The sequence below is a fragment of the Pseudomonas sp. 05N434 genome, assembly GCF_056396965.1.
Map to the genome: position 1 here is coordinate 1 of NZ_JBFTMK010000767.1, position 3,175 is coordinate 3,175.

The following is a 3,175-nucleotide window of genomic DNA, read 5'->3' on the forward strand; positions in this document are numbered from 1 at the left end:
GCGCTGGTTTTCACGCCGTACGCTTCGGAATCCAGCGCACCCGGCTCGACCCGCACAGGCTTGTCATCCTTGCTGTAACCCTGGGCGTAAAGCGCCATCTGATCCTGCGGCACCTTGAGGTAGCTGTGCTTGAGGCCGAGTTTCGGCAGCAAGGTTTTCTCCATCAGCTCATCGAACGGCGCCCCCATGCTCTGGGCTGCCAGATAACCGAACAGCCCGAGGCTGGGGTTTGAATACTGGCGATGAGTGCCGGCGGCGTAGGTCGGTTTCCACTGCTTGAAATAGCCGAGCATCTTGTCCTGACGGTCTGCCTCGCCAGGGAATTGCAGGGGCAGGCCGCCGGCGGTGTAGGTGCCGAGTTGCAGCACGCTGATGTTATCGAACGCGCTGCCGTGCAAGGCCGGGAGTACCTGGCTGGCGTTGTCCGACAAGGACAGTTTGCCGCTCGCCTGGGCATAGGCGGCGAGGGTGGCGGTGAAGGTTTTGCTCACCGAACCGATCTCGAACAGGGTGTTTTCGGTGACGGCTTTACCGTTTTCTTTCGAGGCCACGCCGTAGTTAAAGTAATGCGGCTGACCATGGACGGTGATTGCGACCGCGAGGCCAGGGATCTTCTGTTGCTGCATCACCGGTTCGACGGCGGCTTTAACGATGGTTTCGATGCGCTCGTCAGCAAAGCTGTGGCTGGCACCGAGGAAAAGTGCGAAAGCACTGTAGGATATGAGTTTCTTCTGATTTTTTTTACGCATGATTGAGACGCTGTCCATGATTGTTCGTGGTGTTAACCGCTACACTCCGAGCGGTCTTTCAAGGCGGTCCGCTGTTGGGCGAGCCAAATCTAGGCAGTTTGGCGAAGACCGGCAAACGACGATATTTCGGATGAGCCATTAGAAAATTTTGGGGGCTGGCATGATTCGACCTCATTTGCCGCTGAATGCGTTGCGTGCTTTCGAGGCTTCGGCGCGCCATTTGAGTTTCACCCGGGCGGCCGTGGAGTTGTGCGTCACGCAGGCGGCGGTGAGCCATCAGGTCAAAAGTCTTGAAGCCCAGCTTAACGTGACTTTGTTCAAACGCCTGCCCCGCGGCCTGATGCTGACCAGCGAAGGTGAAACCCTGCTGCCGGTATTGCGCGAATCCTTCGACCGGATTGCCGAAACCCTGGAGCGTTTCGAGGGTGGGCATTTTCGTGAAGTGTTGACGGTGGGCGCCGTGGGGACGTTCGCGGTCGGTTGGCTGTTGCCGCGATTGGCGGATTTTCAGAAGAAACATCCGTACATAGATTTGCGCCTGTCGACCAATAACAACCGGGTGGATGTGGCCGCTGAAGGCCTGGATTACGCCATCCGCTTTGGCGCGGGGGCGTGGCATGGGATTGAAGCGGTGCGGTTGATCGAGGCACCACTGTCGGTGCTCTGTGTGCCGGAGATCGCCCGGCAATTGCAGGCGCCAGAGGATCTGTTGCAGCAAACGCTGTTGCGCTCCTATCGCACGGATGAGTGGCCGGAGTGGTTTCAGGCGACCGGTCTTTCGGCCCATGCCGTGCTGCCCCGGAGCATCGTCTTCGATTCCTCGCTGGCGATGATGGAGGCTGCGTTGCAAGGTGCAGGTGTGGCATTGGCGCCACCGCTGATGTTTGCCCGGCAACTGGCGGCGGGCGCAATCGAGCAACCGTTCGCCATCGGGATCACCACCGGCAGCTACTGGCTGACCCGCTTGCAGTCGCGTCCCGAAACGTCGGCGATGGCTGCGTTCCGGGGCTGGCTGCTGCAAACGGCCCAGATGCAATAGCGCAGCCGTCGACGATTTGCAGCGGTAACTGGGTCAGGCGCTGGCCGTCCTGCCAGATCCAGTGGGTGTCGATGGCTGTGATCTCGCCCGGCGCGGCGGCCGCGACGTGGGTGAACATGGCCAGGGAAATATCGAAGTGGTTGTTGGAATGCGAGCCCCAGGTCAGGCCCCACTCGTGACACATCTGCGCCACCCGCACCGAGCCCTGCATGGTCCAGAAGTGCGGGTCGGCCAAAGGAATGTCCACCGACTGTAGCTGGATCGCGTGGCCCATTTCCCGCCAGTCGGTGGCGATCATGTTGGTCGCGGTTTTCAGGCCCGTGGCACGACGAAATTCAGCCATGACTTCGCGGCCCGAGTAACCGTTTTCCGCCCCGCACGGGTCTTCGGCATAAGCCAGAACATGATGCTGATCACGGCACAGGCGGATCGCTTCCTTGAGCGACCAGGCGCCATTCGGATCGAGGGTAATGCGCGCATCGGGAAAGCGCTCGGCGAGGGCCGTGACCGCTTCGATTTCCTCGTCGCCGCTCAACACGCCGCCCTTGAGTTTGAAGTCCTTGAAGCCATAGCGGGCGTGAGCGGCGACCGCCAGGCGCACCACGGCGTCGGCGCTCATGGCTTTTTCGTGACGTACGCGGAACCAGTCATTGTCGGCATCCGGTTCATCGCGATAAGCCAGATCGGTTTCGTTGCGATCACCGACGTAAAACAGGTAGCCGAGCATCTTCACTTCATCACGCTGCTGGCCTTCGCCGAGCAAAGCGGCGACCGGCACGTCCAGGTGCTGGCCAAGCAAGTCGAGCAGGGCCGCTTCCAGGCCGGTGACCGCGTGAATGGTGATGCGCAGGTCGAACGTTTGTAAACCGCGACCGCCGGCATCGCGATCGGCGAAGGTCTGGCGCACTTGATTGAGGATCTTCTGGTAGGTGCCGATCGGGCTGCCGACCACCAGTGCGCGCGCGTCTTCCAGGGTCTGGCGAATGCGCTCGCCACCGGGTACTTCGCCGACGCCGGTGTGACCGGCGTTGTCCTTGAGGATCACGATATTGCGGGTGAAGAACGGGCCATGGGCGCCGCTCAGGTTGAGCAGCATGCCATCGTGGCCGGCCACCGGCACAACCTGCATGCTGGTGATGATCGGGGCTTTTGCGGCTTCTTGTGGGTTCATTTTTTTGTCCTTTCAACCAATATTCAAGCGTGATTCGGCGCTGGTTTGCCCAGTGCAACGGCCGGTGCGAGTTTCGGTTTATTGCGCGCGGCGAAAACGATGATCGCGGCGATGATCGAGGTAGCGGCCAGGCCGTAGAGCCCGCCCTGGATTGAACCGGTGTGCTCTTCCAGCAAACCGAAGGTGGTCGGCGCCACGAAGCCGCCGAGGTTGCCC

At 60.9% G+C, this 3,175-nt stretch carries 2 protein-coding genes and 2 pseudogenes; 1 reads left to right on the forward strand and 3 read right to left on the reverse strand.

What is annotated here, in order from left to right:
- On the reverse strand, positions 1 to 749 hold a 749-nt coding region (locus AC1DLB_RS29120; RefSeq protein ID WP_477786200.1), incomplete at its 3' end, for a serine hydrolase.
- A 160-nt stretch (positions 750 to 909) separates the two neighbouring features.
- Between AC1DLB_RS29120 and AC1DLB_RS29125 the strand changes: the two genes are divergently transcribed.
- Positions 910 to 1,788, forward strand: a complete 879-nt coding sequence (locus tag AC1DLB_RS29125; protein ID WP_477743735.1) for a LysR family transcriptional regulator — start codon at positions 910 to 912, stop codon at positions 1,786 to 1,788.
- Between the two features lies 1 nt (position 1,789).
- On the opposite strand, the pseudogene AC1DLB_RS29130 reads toward AC1DLB_RS29125, so the two are convergent.
- A pseudogene (locus tag AC1DLB_RS29130) lies at positions 1,790 to 2,959 on the reverse strand (enolase C-terminal domain-like protein); the annotation flags it as partial.
- A 23-nt stretch (positions 2,960 to 2,982) separates the two neighbouring features.
- Positions 2,983 to 3,175, reverse strand: a pseudogene (locus AC1DLB_RS29135) (MFS transporter); the annotation flags it as partial.